The organism is Mesorhizobium sp. M0518, from assembly GCF_040321125.1.
GTDB lineage: Bacteria > Pseudomonadota > Alphaproteobacteria > Rhizobiales > Rhizobiaceae > Mesorhizobium.
In genome coordinates this window covers 31,409-46,983 of the sequence record NZ_JAMYQY010000001.1, presented here as the reverse complement: position 1 = coordinate 46,983, position 15,575 = coordinate 31,409, and the positions used below count along the sequence as shown (strand labels likewise).

Annotated in this window: 14 protein-coding genes; 4 read left to right on the top strand and 10 right to left on the bottom strand. The window is 61.9% G+C overall.

The genetic code is table 11. The features are described 5' to 3' along the window. Window positions 1-36: 36 nt before the first annotated feature. Window positions 37-738 (top strand): response regulator transcription factor, encoded by a 702-nt coding sequence (locus NKI66_RS00215; protein ID WP_127271440.1) that lies wholly within the window; start codon window positions 37-39, stop codon window positions 736-738. Window positions 739-810: 72 nt separating this feature from the next. Here NKI66_RS00215 and NKI66_RS00210 read toward each other — a convergent pair whose 3' ends face one another. Both NKI66_RS00210 and NKI66_RS00205 read right to left on the bottom strand, forming a co-directional pair. Further along, on the bottom strand, window positions 811-978 hold the full coding sequence (locus tag NKI66_RS00210; protein WP_023811016.1) for a hypothetical protein: 168 nt from the start codon (window positions 976-978) through the stop codon (window positions 811-813). A 56-nt stretch (window positions 979-1,034) separates the two neighbouring features. Continuing rightward, window positions 1,035-1,367 carry a hypothetical protein gene (locus NKI66_RS00205; protein ID WP_352750498.1) on the bottom strand — a complete coding sequence of 111 codons (333 nt, stop codon included), beginning with the start codon at window positions 1,365-1,367 and terminating at the stop codon, window positions 1,035-1,037. 355 nt (window positions 1,368-1,722) lie between these two features. Here NKI66_RS00205 and NKI66_RS00200 point away from each other — a divergent pair, with 355 nt between their 5' ends. Beyond that, on the top strand, window positions 1,723-2,184 hold the full coding sequence (locus NKI66_RS00200) for a L,D-transpeptidase (RefSeq protein ID WP_023811018.1): 462 nt from the start codon (window positions 1,723-1,725) through the stop codon (window positions 2,182-2,184). A 225-nt stretch (window positions 2,185-2,409) separates the two neighbouring features. On the opposite strand, the gene NKI66_RS00195 is transcribed toward NKI66_RS00200, so the two are convergent. Together NKI66_RS00195 and NKI66_RS00190 are read right to left on the bottom strand one after the other, a co-directional pair. Further along, window positions 2,410-5,493: an efflux RND transporter permease subunit gene (locus tag NKI66_RS00195; RefSeq protein WP_023811019.1), complete on the bottom strand. Its 3,084-nt coding sequence runs from the start codon at window positions 5,491-5,493 to the stop codon at window positions 2,410-2,412. Beyond that, complete coding sequence (locus NKI66_RS00190; RefSeq protein ID WP_128305042.1) at window positions 5,490-6,821, bottom strand: efflux RND transporter periplasmic adaptor subunit; 1,332 nt, start codon at window positions 6,819-6,821, stop codon at window positions 5,490-5,492. Before NKI66_RS00190 ends, NKI66_RS00195 begins: the two co-directional genes overlap by 4 nt. A 146-nt stretch (window positions 6,822-6,967) precedes the next feature. On the opposite strand from NKI66_RS00190, the gene NKI66_RS00185 reads away from it, so the two are divergent. Both NKI66_RS00185 and NKI66_RS00180 read left to right on the top strand, forming a co-directional pair. Beyond that, window positions 6,968-7,501, top strand: a complete 534-nt coding sequence (locus NKI66_RS00185) for a TetR/AcrR family transcriptional regulator (RefSeq protein ID WP_023811021.1) — start codon at window positions 6,968-6,970, stop codon at window positions 7,499-7,501. 122 nt (window positions 7,502-7,623) lie between these two features. Continuing rightward, window positions 7,624-7,809 (top strand): hypothetical protein, encoded by a 186-nt coding sequence (locus NKI66_RS00180; protein WP_352750495.1) that lies wholly within the window; start codon window positions 7,624-7,626, stop codon window positions 7,807-7,809. Window positions 7,810-7,850: 41 nt separating this feature from the next. Here the strand turns inward: NKI66_RS00180 and NKI66_RS00175 are convergent, their stop codons facing one another. The 6 genes from NKI66_RS00175 to NKI66_RS00150 all read right to left on the bottom strand — a co-directional run bounded on the left by NKI66_RS00175 (window position 7,851) and on the right by NKI66_RS00150 (window position 15,391). After that, window positions 7,851-9,530 carry a dipeptide ABC transporter ATP-binding protein gene (locus tag NKI66_RS00175; RefSeq protein WP_352442058.1) on the bottom strand — a complete coding sequence of 560 codons (1,680 nt, stop codon included), beginning with the start codon at window positions 9,528-9,530 and terminating at the stop codon, window positions 7,851-7,853. A gap of 1 nt (window position 9,531) precedes the next feature. Beyond that, the gene (locus NKI66_RS00170; protein ID WP_155930577.1) at window positions 9,532-10,329 is read right to left on the bottom strand and encodes an ABC transporter permease; all 798 of its coding nucleotides are present in this window, start codon (window positions 10,327-10,329) and stop codon (window positions 9,532-9,534) included. A gap of 50 nt (window positions 10,330-10,379) precedes the next feature. Further along, on the bottom strand, window positions 10,380-11,318 hold the full coding sequence (locus tag NKI66_RS00165) for an ABC transporter permease (RefSeq protein WP_023811025.1): 939 nt from the start codon (window positions 11,316-11,318) through the stop codon (window positions 10,380-10,382). 74 nt (window positions 11,319-11,392) lie between these two features. Then, entirely contained in the window at window positions 11,393-12,925 is a 1,533-nt protein-coding gene (locus tag NKI66_RS00160) for an ABC transporter substrate-binding protein (RefSeq protein WP_050592685.1), read from the bottom strand. 74 nt (window positions 12,926-12,999) lie between these two features. Further along, window positions 13,000-14,442: an amidase gene (locus tag NKI66_RS00155; protein WP_352750493.1), complete on the bottom strand. Its 1,443-nt coding sequence runs from the start codon at window positions 14,440-14,442 to the stop codon at window positions 13,000-13,002. A 46-nt stretch (window positions 14,443-14,488) separates the two neighbouring features. Further along, window positions 14,489-15,391, bottom strand: coding sequence for a MurR/RpiR family transcriptional regulator (locus NKI66_RS00150; RefSeq protein ID WP_352554470.1), 903 nt, complete (start codon window positions 15,389-15,391; stop codon window positions 14,489-14,491). Window positions 15,392-15,575 lie beyond the last annotated feature (184 nt).

The window sequence follows — 15,575 nt, the reverse complement described above, 5'->3', positions numbered from 1 at the left end:
ACTCATATCCGGGTTGCCAGGGAACGGTTGGAAAAGATGGCCGCACGATCCGTTATTGCGCTCGTTTCGGTAGCCGAAGTGGTGGCGACCGAACTCGCCGACCATCTCGAGCGGCGCGGCCACGACGTGCATCAGGCACGTCAGCCCTGGGAGGCCGAATCGCTGCTGTCGGGAAAGGGCATCGACGTCGTCGTCGTCGGCGACAGCCTCAGCCAGGCGGAGGGGCGGGACCTGCTCAGACGTTATGGCGGCCAAGGAGGAGGCGGCGAGGGCGGACCGGATTTTATCCTCATCTGCCGGCCGGCCGATCTTGTCGACAAGGTGCTGGCGCTGGAGCTTGGTGCGGCCGACGTCGTCGAGAGCCCGCTCAATGTCCGTGAACTGGCCGCCCGTGTCGGCGGCCTGCTTTCGCGTCGCGGCAGGGGCACCCAGGAACTGATCGTGCTGGAGAACGCGACCGTCGATCTGAGATCGGCCATGGTCATGCATCGCTCCGGCTCCGAGGAACAGCTTTCGCCCGGCCAGGTGGCGCTGCTCAGGTTGTTCCTGGCCAGTCCGCGCAAGGTGCTGACGCGTGACGACATCATCGCCGCGGCACCGGCCGAAAACGCCGACGCCTTCGATCGTTCGATCGATTCGCGCATCGTGCGGCTGCGCCGCAAGCTCGACACCGACACCATCACCACAATACGTGGAGCCGGCTATCGGTTCGATCCGCCGCGGCAATTCGCCGACTGACTGCCGGGTACTGGCGCAATCCCTTTTTTCGGGCATCGGATTTTCCATCTCTGGGCCCGATGCTCTTGATACTCAGCGTACCAGCAGAAGCGATGGCCCCACCGGCATGTCACTGCCCATGGTGAGTTCGCTTGCATGGGCGCGGTCCCTGAGAAGCATGGTGGCAAGACCGGCAAAGCCGAGCAGGCCTTGGGCGTAAAGCAGTGCGGACAGCACCGAAGCAGCGAATTTCGTTTTCATCGTCGCAGTTCCCCAAAAATGCCAATTCTCTAGAAATGAACCTGTTGCGGGTCGCTTCAGGATACCCCCGAAGTGCCCGCGCCGCCCACGGAGCCCTCCGTCGCGGCGCGGGCCTTCGGTCCTCTCGGCAGCAAGTTGCCGGAGGCGCCGCGCAAACCCGTCAGCCTAAGGCCGACCCGCCAGAGGGCCTTGAGCCGGGCGATGCGCAGGCTGGAAACAATCCAGACCGTGGCGAAAAACAGTGCGGCATGCAGCGTCGAAATCTCGCCTGATGTCATCGCGCCGAGGCTTGTCAGCGGGGTGCCGGCAACCGTGCCGACGCCGCCGATGACCGCTGCCGCGATGCTGATCCTGAGAAGCCAGGACAGCGCGTTCGATTTCGTTCCCATGTTCGTTACCGGCTGTTTTCGTTGCGTCAACTTTGCTCGCACCCCGTATCCGGATCATGCCGCTTGGAGCCGCGCTTTGTTGCAGGTTGGTTTCGATATCGACGACTGTTCTTTCACATGACGCCAATTCGCGCTTTCATTTGGAGGCGGATACTCATGTTCCCGCCGCTTGGTCTTGGCTGGCGGACTTGCCGAACGTGTTCCACCCCCATTTATAAGAGGGACGTTTGTTAACCAGTGGAAACAGATTCGAAACAGAAGCGAGCATTTTGCGAAATCCTCTCGAAACATGACGTTGGGATAAGCGGCCATCGAATTGGAGCCGGCCTAACCGGCAGAGAGAGGGGACTTCATCATGCATACCGCCATTTCCGCCAAGCTCATCAACATCACCGCCGCTGCCTTGACTGGTGCAGCACTGCTGCTCGGCGCCGGCTCGGGTGCGGCGCACGCCGCCAACAAGATCGTGGCGCGCGTTTCGCTTTCGCAGCAGATCATGGAAGTCTCCGTCGACGGCCGGCCGACCTTCGCCTGGAAAGTCTCCACCGGCGACCGGGCCCATGTGACGCCGACCGGCTCGTTCAAGCCGACCCGCATGCATGAAATGTGGTACTCGAAGAAATACGACAACGCCCCGATGCCGCACTCGGTCTTCTTCAGCGGCGGCTATGCGGTGCACGCGACCTATGCGATCAAGCGCCTCGGCCAGCCGGCGTCGCATGGCTGCGTGCGGCTGCACCCCGACAACGCCGCCGATTTCTACCAGCTCGTCGAAACCTTCGGGGCGACCAACACCAGCATCGTCATCGTCAAGTAGCAGGCTGGGAACGGTGGCGTGTCAGCATGCTGTCGCGCCTTGTTCAAGGCTCCCGCCGGAAAACGCTGCGGTATCGAGCACAGCGCAAACCGGGTGTATTGAGTACAGCGCAAACCGGCGGTATCGAGCCCAGCCAAAAGAAAGAGGCCGGGAAATTCCCGGCCTCTTTCTTTTGCTTCCATGGATTTGTCCTGCATATTTCCGGGCGGGACTCCCTCGACCGCCCTAGCTCGGCAGTGCCGGCATCAGCTTGGGGTCCGGCTTCTCCGCCAAATGAGGCAGATCCTTGCTGGCGATGAAGGTGTAGAACATGGGCACGACGAAGAGCGTGAACAGGGTGCCGACCAGGATGCCGGTGAAGATGACCAGGCCCATCGAATAGCGGGCCGCGGCACCAGCGCCGCTGGACGTGATCAGCGGCACCACGCCGAGCGCCATCGCCGCTGTCGTCATCAGGATCGGCCGCAGGCGCACCTTGGCCGAGGCGATGATGGCGTCGCGCCGCCGCATGCCATGTTTTTCACGCTGCTGGTTGGCGAACTCGACCAGCAGGATGCCGTGCTTGGTTATCAGACCGATCAGTGTGATCAGGCCGACCTGCGTGTAGATGTTGAGCGTGCCGAGGCCCAGATTGAGCGGCACGATCGCGCCGAAGATCGACAGTGGCACCGCCATCATGATGATCAGCGGGTCGCGGAAGCTTTCAAACTGCGCCGCCAGCACCAGATAGATGACGACCACGGCGGCCGCGAAAGCGATCAGGATGGTGTTGCCCTGTTCCTTTTCCTGCCGCGATTGACCGGAATAGTCGAGGAAGAAGGTGTCGGGCAGGCTCTCCTTGGCGATGTCCTCCAGCGCCTTCAGCCCGTCGCCGGTGGTGACGCCGGGCAGCGGGAGCGCCGAAATCGTCGACGAATTCAGCTGGTTGAACTGCTCGATTGCCGCCGGCGCCGCATTGGTCGAAATCTTGACCACCGCCGATAGCGGCACCATCTCGCCCGTCACGCTGCGCACGAAGTATTCGCCGAGCTTGTCGGGGTTGTCGCGAAACTCTTGCGGCACCTGCGGGATGATGTCGTAGCTGTTGGAGTCGCGGTCGAACTGCGCCACTTCGGCGCCGCCGACCAGCAAGGTCAGCGTGCGGCCGATATCGGCGATCGGCAGGTTCAGCGCCGCGGCGCGGTCGCGGTCGATGGTCACCGTCACCTCCGGCGCGTCATAGGCCATCGAATTCTGCACGACGATGAAGCGGCCGGAGGCCTGCGCCTTGTTCTTGATCTGCTCGGCCACCTCGTACACCTCCGAGGAAGCGCCCGTCGATCGCACCACCATGGAAATGGGCAGGCCGCCGCCGGAGCCCGGCAACGTCGGCGGTGCAAAGACGAAGGCCTCGACACCGGCCACTTTGGCGATACGGGCCGTAATGTCGGCCTGCAGTTCCTTCGAATTGCGCTTACGTTCCGCCCAGTCCTTGAAGGCATAGCCGACGAAGGCGCTGTTTGTCGTGCCGCCGAAGGCCACGGCCGAGAACTGCGCCCGTGTTTCGGGAATATCCTTCACCAGGCCGAGGATCTGGTTGACGTATGTCTCGGTGTAATCGGAGGTCGCATAACGCGGCCCCGTCACAATCGAGAGCAGAAAGCCCTGGTCTTCTTCCGGCGCCAGTTCGCTTGAGGTCTTGGTGAACATGAAGCCGGTGACGCCGACAAGCGCAAGCACGATGATCAGCGTCAATGGGCGATAGTTCAGTGATCCGGTGACGGCCCGTTCATAGACATGCTCGACGCGCGCGAAGGTGCCGTCGACAATGCGCTGGAAACGGCCCGGCGTGCCGGACTTCAAGAGGCGTGCCGACATCATCGGGGTGATGGTGATGGCAATGACACCCGACAGCACCACCGAGCCGGCGAGCGTGACCGCGAATTCACGGAACAACGCGCCGGTCAGGCCGCCGGTGAAGGCCAGCGGCGCGAACACGGCGGCCAGCGTCATGGTCATGGCAACGATGGCCGACGATATTTCGCGCATACCGCTGAACGCGGCCTGCATCGGCGACATGTGGTCTTCTTCCATATGGCGATGGATGTTCTCCACCACCACGATGGCGTCGTCGACGACCAGGCCGATCGCCAGAACCATGGCCAGCAGTGACAGCAGGTTGATCGAGTAGCCGACCGCAAACAAAAGGAAGCAGACGCCGATCAGCGACAACGGGATGGTGATGATCGGCATCATCACCGACCGGAAGGAGCCAAGAAACAGAAGGATGACGACGATGACGATGGCAACCGCCTCGGCGATGGTCTTGAACACCTCTTCGATCGAGGCGCTGATCTGCCCGGTCGCGTCGTAGACGACCTCGATCGTCATTCCCTTCGGCAGTGTCTCCTGAATCTGTGGCACCAGCTTGGTGAGCGCCGCCGCCGTGGTCAGCGGATTGGCCGCCGGCGTCGGGAAGATGGCGAGGAAGGTGCCGGGCTTGCCGTTGAACGAGACCCTGGTGTCGGTGTTCTCGGCGGCGAGTTCGACGCGAGCCACGTCGCGCAACCGCACCACATTGCCGTCAGTCGAGCGCAGCGGCAGCTCGGCGAAGGCCTCCGGCGTCTGCAATGTCGAGCGCACGGTGATCGAGGAAACGACATACTCGTTCTGGGTGTTGCCGGGCGCCGACAGGAAGTTGGAATTGTTGATCGCCGTCAGCAGTTCGGAGGCCGTCACGCCGCGCGCGGCAAGCTTGACCGGATCGATCCAGACGCGCATCGAGTATTCCTGGGCGCCGAAGATCTGCACGTCGGCGACGCCTTCGACCGTCGACATGCGCGGCCTGATGACGCGCTCGATATACTCCGTAAGCTGCTCCTTCGTCATGTTCGGATTTTGCATCGAGATGTACATCATCGCGAACTGCTGGCCGGTGCCCTTGACGATGACAGGGTCCTTCGATGCGTCCGGCAAGGTGCCGCGCACGCCCTGGACCTTGGACAGAACTTCAGTCAGCGCGACGTCGGGGTTCGAGCCGAGCTTCATCTGCACCGTCACGGTGCTGGAGGACGGGCGGCTGGACGAGGTGACGTAGTCGATGTTTTCGGTCGAGGCGACGGCGCGCGCGATCGGGGCGGAAATGAAGCCCTGGATCAGATCGGCGCTGGCGCCCGGATAGGCCGTGGTGATGGTGATCGCCGTTTCGTCGACCTTCGGATACTGCCGGATCGACAGGTTGAAGATGCCCTGGAAACCCAGAAGCAGGATCATGCAGCCAAGGACCGTCGAAAGAACAGGCCGGCGAATGAAGAGATCGGAGATGCTCATTGCTGGCCGGCCTGCTTGTTTGCCGATTTGGTCGGGTCGATGGTGTTGTCCACAACGACGGACATGCCGTTGAAGAGGCGGTTCTGACCGGCGGTGACGACTTCGTCGCCAGCCTTCAGCCCCTCGACGATCTCGACCATGCCTTGATTGCGGCGGCCGGGCTTGACGAACACCTGCGACAGCACGAGCGCGGGCTTGTCACCTTCCGCCGCCGGCTTGGCCGCATCGGGAGCCTGGTCAGTCGGCTTTGCCGCATCGGCGGTGGGCTTGGCAGCATCAGCCGCCGGCTTCATGGCATCGGCCGGCTTGGTGTCCGCAGGCTTGGCATCAGCCGATTTGTCGGCTGCCGGCGCGGCGGGTTTTTCCTCCGGCTTGGCAGCTGGCGCCGCCTCGGCGGGCTTGGCTGGCTGCACCACGAAGATGTAGTCGCCATAGAGACTTGTCGTCAGCGCCGTCTGCGGCAGGGTCAGCACGTTCTGCTCTTCGGGCAGCTCGACACGCACCTGCACGAACTGGCCGGGGGTCAGCTTGCCATCGGGATTGGCGACTTCCGCCCGGATGTTCACCAGCCGGCTGGACGAGTCGATCTTCGGGTCGATGCCGCGAATGGCGCCTGCGAATGGCCTGTCCTCACCGCCAAAGCCCAATCGAATCGTCTGGCCTATCTTGAGCAAGGCGAGTTGCTGTTCGGGAACCGAGAAATCGACCCGCATCGTGTCGAGATCCTGCAATGTCACCACGGCGGTGCCGGGCGCCAGATACTGGCCGATATCGATCCTCGGAATGCCCACCGTGCCGCCGAAAGGCGCCGTCAACTGCTTCTGCTCGAGCACGGCCTGCAGCTTGGTGACCTGAGACGCCGAGGCCGAGGCCGCCGCACGCGCCGTGTCCAGCGTCGAGTCGGAGCCAACGCCACGCCTGGTCAGTTCGATGGCGCGGGCAAGCGATGTCTGATCGAGCGCGGCCTGAGCCTTCTGTGCGTCGAGATCGGCGCGCTCGACGGCGTCATCGAGCTGCAGCAGAACCGCATTGTCCGCCACCTTCTGGTTGGCATGGAAAAGGATGTCCTTGACGATACCGGTGGTCTCGACCGTCAGGTCGACACCGCGCACGGCCTTGACCGTACCGATCGCCTCGACGCCCGGCGTCCAGGCCGAAGGCTTGGCGATGGTTGTCGAAACGGTTGCTGCCGGCGGCTTCATCGATGCGAAGTACTGCTTGATGCCGTTGTCACGCAGGAAGTTGAAGCCGACGATGCCGCCGACCACGACGACGAGCAGGGCCAAAACCAGAACAATGATAAATATACGGAGTATGCGCTTGAACAAGGAAGTCCCCTCAGTCGAAAATCCGGCGCGAAGCGCAGATATCGGGACACATATCGACTGCGGGTCCCGATTTCAAATAATGGCGGTCTTACTGTACCGTCTGGACGGTCTTGTCAATTGGGCCTAAGCTTGCGATGGGAGGCACCATGAGAGCCCAACGACCGAATTCGCGCGAGAAGATTCTCGCTGCGGCGGCTGATGTTGCCCGGGAATCCGGACCAGGCAGCCTGTCGCTGGATGCCGTCGCCAGCCGTGCCGGCGTGTCGAAAGGAGGGCTCCTCTACAACTTCCCGACCAAGGCCAAATTGATGCAAGGTTTGGTCGAAGGCTATCTGCGTGAGTTCGAGCACGCGCTGGAAGCCGCCCGCACAAATGACAAGGACGAAAATCCCCTAGCCGTCTACATCAGGCTGTCGGCCAATGATTGCGAGGAAAAGCAGCCGTCGGCGTCCTGGATCTTCTCGGCCATCGCCGAGGATCCCGATTTCATGATGCCGATAAAGACCTTCAAGCGGCAGCTTTTCGAGCGGCTGAAGGGCGAAACGCCGGATCTCAAATCGCTGTTGATCTGCTATCTCGCCATCGAGGGATTGCGCAGCATGAACCTCTTCGATTCGGATGTCCTGTCGAAAGACGAGCGAGAGTTGTTGGTATCGTCCCTGCTCGAGATTGCCAAATAGGCGTGGCCCACCCGCTTTTCGGCAGGCCTGTTCGTGAACGCGGCGTTCGCCGGCGTCACACAGGGTTCATCGTGCGGTCTAGCGTCTCCCAGTTCTTTGCTGCAATGCATCTGGAGTGGGACATGGTGGATATAGTTTCCAGCGAGGCGGGCATTCCGAGACCGGATCATCCGCTGGAACAATCGGGCAGCGCGAAGTGGTTCCTGCCCACCTTCGGCGTGCGCACCGTCGCCCCATTGCAGCCGGAACCGTTCGCCGCCGTCGTTCCGGCAACGCCCGACGCAATTTGCTGCTTGCCTGGGTGCTGACGCTGCCGTGCTCGATCACGCTCGGCCCTGAAGGCTTTAGTCTAGCATTTGCTTCCGGCGGCCAGTAGCGGGGTGTCTCCTGGTTGGATTCCGCTGCTCGTTCGACGCGAGAGTTTCGGGATAGCGGCGATCAACTCTTGGGTATAGGCCTGCTGCGGACGATCCAGAACGTCTTCCGTATTGCCATACTCAACCAGCTTGCCGTGCTGCATGACCGCAACGTGCTCGCAGAGATAACGCACCACGCCCAGATCGTGGGAAATCAGGATCAGCGTCAGCGACAATTCGCGGCGCAGCCGCGCAAAGAGGCCGAGCACCTGGGCCTGGATGGTGACGTCCAGAGCGGAGGTGACTTCATCGGCGATCAAGATCTCGGGCTCCAGCGCCAGGGCTCTGGCGATGCCGACGCGCTGCCGCTGGCCGCCGGAAAGCTGCGTGGTGCGTCGGTCCAGCAACTGGCGTGGCAATTCCACTTTTTCCATCAGCTCACGGATCCGCTCCGGGATGTCTCTTTCCGGGCAGATGTTCTGTTGCCGCAGCGGTTCGGCCAGAGTTCGCGCAACCGTAAACGCCGGGTTGAGGGACATGAACGGGTCCTGGAACACCATCTGCAGTTTGCGAACCTGCTCCGGTCGGCGCTGCCTCAGTGCGCGATCGAGCGATTGGCCGTCCACCTCGATCTCTCCTTGTTGCGGCTGCACAAGGCCTGCAATAGCCCGGGCTATGGTGCTCTTGCCGGAACCGGACTCGCCGACGATCCCCAGCGCCCCACCGCGCCGCAATGCCAGCGAAACATTGTCGACGGCGCGCACGATTTGCGGCGGCTTGCGCGTCGCCCAGGCCGCAAGGCTCTGCCCAGGGTAGAAGTTCACGCACAGGTTCTTCACCAGGAGATGCGGTTCCGTCGCCACGGGGCAGGCATGCGTGGTCGGCTTCATCAGCGAGGGTTGGGAAGCGATCAGGCGCTTCGTGTATTCATGGGCGGGGTCACGCAGGATCTGATCGACCGAGCCGATTTCCAGCACCGCACCGTCCTTCATGACGACGACGCGGTCGCACATTTCCGCGATCACGCCAAGGTCGTGAGAGACCAGAATGACCGACAGGTTGCGTTCACGCCGGATGCCGCGGAGCAGGTCGAGTATCTGAGCTTGCACCGTGACATCAAGTGCCGTCGTGGGCTCGTCGGCAATCAGCAGTTTCGGTTCGCAGGCAAGGGCCGCCGCAATCATCACCCGCTGACGCATGCCACCGGACAGCTCGTGAGGATAGGCGCCCGCGCGCCTTGGCGCGTCCTTGATATGCATGTCTTCGAGCAGTCCGACCGCCCGCGCATTGGCCTGCCGCCAGGATATGCCCTGATGGACCACCATCGCCTCGCCCACCTGACGCCCGACCGTCATGATCGGATCAAGATGCGCCGACGGGTTCTGGAAGATCATCGCCGCTTGCCCGCCGCGCAGCCGGCCCAGCTCGGCATCCTTCATGGCGAGGACATCGCTGCCCTCGAACATGATCCGGCCCGACTTCACCAGTGCGTTGCCGGCAATCAGCTTGAGGATGGCTCTGCAGGCCACCGTCTTGCCCGATCCGGATTCACCGACGATCCCAAGGACCTCTCCCGCTTTTAGTGAAAAGCTGACGCCGCGCAGGGCGTGGACGTCGCCAAAATCGGTGGTGAAGTCGATGGTGAGGTTCTCGACGCTGACGAGGTCGCTCATCTCAGGATTCCGTGTTCAGGAGGCGGGCGAGACCATCAGCGGTCAAGGAGAGGCCGAGCGCCAGAAGGCAGATGGCGATGCCTGGGAAGATCGCAATCCACCATGCGGTCGTCAGGTAGGTCTGCCCATCCGCGATCATGGCGCCCCATTCGGGCGTCGGCGGTTGTACGCCGAGGCCGAGAAAACCCAATGATGATCCGAGCACGATGGCCAGCACGGCATCGGTCATGACGAAGACGATCGATGGGACGATGGCATTCGGCAGGATGTGGAACAGCATGATGCGCAAATGCCCAAAACCCATGCCACGTGCCGCCAGCACGAAATCGACGCCGCGCAGCACCAGCGCCTGGCTCCGCACAAGTCGGGCATAGCTGACCCAGTTCACCAAGGTGAGCGAGATGAAGTAGCTCTTGAGGCCGGGCCCCAGCACGGCCACGATGGCGATCACGAGGACGAAATAGGGAAATGATACGGTGACCTCGAGGATGCGCATCAGCACCGCATCGATCCTGCCGCCCAGGTAGCCGGCGATGAGGCCGATGGTCGTCCCCAGGATGATCGGACCGACCACGCCGAAGAAGGCCATGGCGAGATCGTAGCGCGCGGCAAACAGTGTCCGCGCCAGGACATCGCGGCCGATGGCGTCCGTGCCAAACCAATGCTCGGCGCCAGGTGGTTTCAGCGCCTGCATCACATCGACCTTGATCGGGTCGAAACTGGTCAGCACCGGCGCCAGAATGGCCACGACGATCCAGGCCAAGGTGATGGCGCCGCCAATGGCCAAGGTTGCCGGCATCGTGCGGATCCGCGCCATGGCCAAGGGGCCGCTGCCTCGCATCACATCGCTCATAATTCCACCCGTGGGTCGAGAATGGCGGTCAAGACATCGACGGCAAAATTCGAAATGACGACACCTACGGCAAGCAGCAGGGCCACTGCCTGGACGACGAACTGGTCGTGCGTGAGAACGCCGCGGATGAGCAGGTTGCCGAGCCCTGGAATGTTGAAGACATTTTCGACAACGACCGTCCCGCCGATCAGGAAGGCGACCACGACGCCCAGCAGATTGACTGTCGGCAACAGGGAATTCCAGAACACATGCCGGGAAAAGATGTAGCTTTCCGGCAGGCCCCTGGAGCGGCAGGCGATCGCATAATCCTTGTCCAGCTGCTGAATGAAGGTCGCGCGCAGATTGCGCGCGAGGATCGGCGTCACCCCGATACCGATCGTCAGGGCCGGCAAGAACAGATGCCACAGATTGTTGATAAAGGTCGGTCCGTAACCGGATACCGGGAAAATCTTCAGCCGCAGGCAGAAGCCCATGATCAACAGCAGGCCGACAAAGTAGGACGGCACGCCGACGCCCGCGACGCAGACGAGACGGATGAGGTGATCGATCCACCGTCCGCGCTGCCGGGCAGCGGTGACCGCGAGCGCGAATGTCAACAGCAGCGAGATCACGAGGCCGTAGAGGATCAAGAAAACCGTTGGCGCGATCCGTGCCGCGATGACGCCGCTGACGGGACCCCGGAAGGCGATCGACTGACCGAAATCGCCGCGCAGGCAATTCAGCACGTAATAGAAATACTGCACGGGGATGGGCTGATCGAGACCGTATCGCGCCCGCACGAATTCGATCGCCTCCTGACTGGCCTTGGGGCCAAGCATGAGGCGAACCGGATCGCCGGGTGTCATTTGCAGCAGCAGGAAGGTGATCACACTGATACCCAGCAGCACGGGGATCAACTGTATCGGCCGTCTAAGCACGAAGGAGAATCGATTCATGGTCGGGATCCTGGTGTCAAATCGATGCGAGACGGGGACGAAGTGTCTCGTCCCCGTCTCGCATCCTGTGCCGATCAATCCAGGCTGGTCCCGCCGATGGACGAGAATTGCAGGCCGACGTTCAGGACCAACCCTTTCACGCTCGGGGCGTAGGCGTTGAGCCACGTCGGGTGATAGAGCGCCACCTGCGCCACCTCGTCCACCACGGTCTTCTGGATCTGGGCATAGAGCTCGGCCCGTTTGGCATTGTCCGCCTCGCCCGAGGCTTCATCGATCAGTTTGTCGACCGTTTCGTTGTTGTAGCGGGTGTAGTAGGACTTGTTGTCGCCCGCGCCCCAGACGCACCAGCGCAATGCGTTGTCGGGATCTCGCGTCTCGTTGTACCACCAGTTCATTTCCGCCTGATACTCGCCATCGGCGAGGCGGGTCCATGCCTGGGTTGAATCGATCTTGGCAATGTTGACGGTGATGCCGACTTCCGCCAACTGCGCCTGGATCAGCACCGCCGCCTTTTCCTCGTCGGCACTTCCGGCATTCTGGATGAGTTCGAAACTGGCTCCGGTCTTGCCGGATTCTGCCAGCAGGGCCTTGGCCTTTTCGACGTCTCGGGCAATGACTGGCAGCGATTTGTCGAAGAAATCGAGCGTCGGGCTCATGATGGAACTGGCCGGCGTGCCGAGACCCAGCGTCACCGCGGCATTGATGGCCGTGCGGTCGATGCCATAGCTGACGGCCTGGCGGAATTTGAGGTCGTTGAAGGGTTCTGCCGAATGGTTGATCAGCATGTCATAGGTGGTGCTCGAAGGTTCAGGGTCGGCCCGGAAGCCGGCGGCCTTCAACTCGGCCATGCGCGGGGCCGGAACTGCGAGGCAGACGTCGAGTTCGCCCGCCTGCAACATCGAGACCCTGGTGTTGTCGTCCGGGACATAGCGGAATTCGACGCCGTCGATCTTGGGCTCGCCTTGGCGGTAATAATGCTCGTTGCGGCCAAGGACCACGCGGTCTCCCGGCTTCAATTCGACGAATTTAAACGGCCCTGATGTGACCGGCGCCTTGGCGAAAGCGTCGTCGCCCATTTTCTCGACCGCTGCCTTCGGCACGATGCCGGTATTCCAGATTTCGGTCAGCGTCAGGAAGGGCGTGAATTTGCGGTCGAGCGTCATCACCACTGTCCTGGCGTCCTTTGCCTCGACCTTGGTCAGGGGCTGAAACGGCGCCGCATAGGCGGAATCCTTCTGGAAGCGCATGCGGTTCCAGCTGAACGCCACGTCCTCGGCCGTGATCGGCGACCCATCGGAAAATTTGGCCTCGCGCAGGTGGAAGGTATAGGTCTTGCCGTCATCCGCGATGTCCCAGCTCTCGGCAAGGCCCGGGCCGACTTCTGTGCGATCGGCATTGGCATGCAGCAGGCGTGCATACATCATGCCCTGGATAAGGATATCGGCTCCGTAAGTGGTTTTGATCGGGTCCAGGGTGAGAACCTCGGCCCCATAGGCCATACGCAGTATCTTGCTGCCGTCAGCATTGGCTCGAAGCAATGTGGCCGGCAACGTCGCGATGCTGAAGCCGGCAAACGCCGCACTTTTGAGGAATACTCTGCGGTCCATGACAATCTCCCATTTTCGTTGATGATGTTCCCGGGGCGGTTCCATGCTTGTTGGTTCAAGCAGTCCTTGTTGGTTCAAGCAGTCTTGGTGATGTGGGCAGGTGGTTTGCGCTGGTGCCAGGCGTAGTCGGCCTCAAGCACCGCACCTAGCCGTAGCAGCAGATCGTCGCGTCCGAATGCGGCGACAAACTGCACGCCGATCGGCAGGCCGTTTTGCGTCCAGCCGAGCGGCAGAGATATCGCCGGCGATCCAGTGCCGTTGAAGAGCGCGCTGAACGTCTCCTTCGGCGCCAGATCGGCGAACACCGTATCGATGTCGCGGCCGGGACGATCCGGGTTGTACGTGCCGAGCAACTCCGGCGAGATCGCGCAAGTCGGCGTCACCAGCACGTCATGGACGGCCAGGAATTCGCCAACCGTCCGCGTGATCTGGTCATAAACAGCGAGGGCCGCGATCAGGCTTGCCGCGTCCAGCGTTCGGCCATGGCGATAGACAGCAAGTGTCGTCTGCTGCAGGCAGGCCTCTTCGACTGGCCGTCGCAGCAAGCCCGCCAACTCGTCGAGCGACTGCGCCGTAGAAGCTGCCCAGATCACTTTCTGTGCCGCCAGATAGCGCTCATAATCGAACACAGGCCCGGCTTCGACGACCTTGTGGCCCAGTTGCTCCAGCCTCTTGCCCACTTCGAGAACTGCCGCCTTCACCTCGGCGTCGAGCGGATAGCCGGACCAGGACGTTGTACACAGGGCGATGCGCAAAGCCTTTGGTGGCGTCTTGATCGCCTGGGCATAGCTGGTGGTTGGAGGGACGATCTCATAGCTGTCGCCGGGAAGCGCACCAGACCCCAGATCAAGCAAAGCCGCCGTGTCGCGGATCGAGCGTGTCAGCATGAATGAAATGGCGAGACCCAGCATTGGCGCATTCGATTCCGGCGCGCCGCTGATCCGGCCACGAGACGGCTTCAGGCCGACGACACCACAAAAGGCGGCGGGGGTGCGGATGGAGCCGCCACCATCGGCGCCTTGCGCGAAAGGAACGATGCCGGCGGCGACGGCCGCGGCTGCGCCGCCGCTCGATCCCGAAACACCCCTGCTGGTATCCCAGGGGTTGCGTGTCGCACCATAGAGGGAGGATTCGGTTGCCGCCGCTATGCCGAATTCCGACGTGGTGGTACGCCCGATATTGGCAAGGCCGCCGGATCGCATTTTCACCCAGAAGGCGTGATCGTCGCCGCAGATGAAACCCTTGGCGAGAACGCTGCCGAACTCTCCCGGCCGGCCAGCTTCGATGGGGAAATCCTTGGTCAATGTCGGCATGCCGTGGAAAGGTGCGGGTCCGGGGACCTCGCCGAGCGCTTCGATCGCATCGGCATAGGTTTCGATCACGGCATTGAGCTGCGGATTGACCGCGGCGATCCCTGAAATGATGCAGTTTCCCAGTTCGCGCGGCGTAACTTCCCGCTTGCGCAGGAGCTCGGCCAGACCAACGCCGTCATAGGCGGCGTATTCCGTCAACTTCATGCGCTTGCCCTGACAGTCCGCGGTTTCAGCAACGGGTGATGCATCGTCATTCTTCGACTTCTTCCTCTTTGATGTGCCGTGCGACGCGCCGTGGCGGTTTGTGGAAGGTTCGCAGGATCCCGGCGATATCCTCCAGCTCATTCATCCGCGTCTCGGCCGATTTGCCGAGTTTCTCGGCAACGGAATGCGTGAGGAGGTTCAGAACCGAACTTATCGCGGCCGTCGAATCCCAGTACAGGTCGACGCGCGTCGATACTTCGAGCGCCAGTTTTGTGTATTCAGATGCCCAATGACTGTATTTGTCGGTAACGATGATCAGAGGAATCTTTCGGCGCTTGATCTGGGCACACAGCCGAAAACTCATCGCTGCGTATTCCGCCGTGTCGATCAGCAGCACGCAAGAATTTTCGCCGCTATCGGTGAGGATTTCCGAGAACGTGCCGCCCAAACCTTCGGCAAAGCGGACATCGCTCCGCACCCAGCGCAGACGCGTCGCGAAATCGAGCCCCAATCCCTTCACTGCCTGGAAGCTGACGCAGTTCACGCGATCGCAGGTGCTCAGCAGATGAACAATTTCGGACCACATCTCGCCCTGGGCAAGGCCATAGGCCGCGGTCAAGGCCTGCTGCTCCATCTCCAGGCTGCGAGCCAACCGCTCCTGCTTTTCGCCGCCGATGCGGAAACGCAACTCGGCACTGTCCAGGCCCGGGCCAGCGGCTTTCGGTGCGGAGCGCAGGCCACGCTTCATTTCCTTGAGATCGGTGTAGCCGAGACGCCGTACGAAACGGGTGACACTTGCCTCGCTTACACCGGCGCCGGCGGCAATGGTGGCGCCAGTTTCAAAGGGAATGTCATGGATGTTGGCGAGCAGGTATCGCGCCATTGCCTGCTCGGTCCGGGCGAAATCCAGCCAGCCCTCACGCAACCTGGCTTCCAGCGCGCTGGCCACCTCAGTCTCACCGGACACAGTCTTCTCGCCAGGCGTTTTCATCTTCATCGACCGCAACGTCCCTTGGCAGACCTATTTGGAACAGACCGGAAAAGGCCACCCCAGGAAGCGCACTTCATTTCCAGTCGTGACGCGACGCTAGCACGCGAGAACACGCCATGAAAGATAAATTTTATAGTTTTAT

Bases quoted from the DNA above. Each gene is read 5' to 3' on its own strand.
- NKI66_RS00205 (WP_352750498.1), bottom strand. From the start codon at position 1,367: ATGGGAACGAAATCGAACGCGCTGTCCTGGCTTCTCAGGATCAGCATC.
- NKI66_RS00175 (WP_352442058.1), bottom strand. From the start codon at position 9,530: ATGAGCGACCTCGTCAGCGTCGAGAACCTCACCATCGACTTCACCACC.
- NKI66_RS00200 (WP_023811018.1), top strand. From the start codon at position 1,723: ATGCATACCGCCATTTCCGCCAAGCTCATCAACATCACCGCCGCTGCC.
- NKI66_RS00215 (WP_127271440.1), top strand. From the start codon at position 37: ATGGCCGCACGATCCGTTATTGCGCTCGTTTCGGTAGCCGAAGTGGTG.
- NKI66_RS00180 (WP_352750495.1), top strand. From the start codon at position 7,624: ATGGTGGATATAGTTTCCAGCGAGGCGGGCATTCCGAGACCGGATCAT.
- NKI66_RS00195 (WP_023811019.1), bottom strand. From the start codon at position 5,493: ATGAGCATCTCCGATCTCTTCATTCGCCGGCCTGTTCTTTCGACGGTC.
- NKI66_RS00155 (WP_352750493.1), bottom strand. From the start codon at position 14,442: ATGAAGTTGACGGAATACGCCGCCTATGACGGCGTTGGTCTGGCCGAG.
- NKI66_RS00160 (WP_050592685.1), bottom strand. From the start codon at position 12,925: ATGGACCGCAGAGTATTCCTCAAAAGTGCGGCGTTTGCCGGCTTCAGC.
- NKI66_RS00165 (WP_023811025.1), bottom strand. From the start codon at position 11,318: ATGAATCGATTCTCCTTCGTGCTTAGACGGCCGATACAGTTGATCCCC.
- NKI66_RS00170 (WP_155930577.1), bottom strand. From the start codon at position 10,329: ATGCCGGCAACCTTGGCCATTGGCGGCGCCATCACCTTGGCCTGGATC.
- NKI66_RS00185 (WP_023811021.1), top strand. From the start codon at position 6,968: ATGAGAGCCCAACGACCGAATTCGCGCGAGAAGATTCTCGCTGCGGCG.
- NKI66_RS00210 (WP_023811016.1), bottom strand. From the start codon at position 978: ATGAAAACGAAATTCGCTGCTTCGGTGCTGTCCGCACTGCTTTACGCC.